Here is a 277-nt window from a genome sequence, read left to right on the forward strand (position 1 = left end):
AAAGAATCGCCGCCGCCGTCGCCGACGCCGCCGCCATTGCCGCCATTTCCGCCGATGCCTCCGCCATCTTGTTGGCCGGAGAAAGAAATCGAAATGGGCAATAGTGAAAAAACTCGCAGGCCGAGAAGCCGCCGCCGCCGCCGCCGCCATAATAATAATAATAATAATAATAGAGAATATTATTATTACTGTTTTTATTACGATCGTAATTATTACCATTATTATTATTATTATTACTACTATTACTATTACTACCATCTACGTGGTTATGATTATT

The 277-nt window shown here is 42.6% G+C and carries 1 protein-coding gene; it reads right to left on the reverse strand.

What is annotated here, in order from left to right:
- Window positions 1-277: hypothetical protein (locus QZ269_RS13445; RefSeq protein WP_291427194.1), on the reverse strand; the 277-nt coding region annotated here is incomplete at both ends.

The sequence above is a fragment of the Deinococcus sp. genome (assembly GCF_018260405.1).
Classification (GTDB): Bacteria; Deinococcota; Deinococci; order Deinococcales; family Deinococcaceae; genus Deinococcus.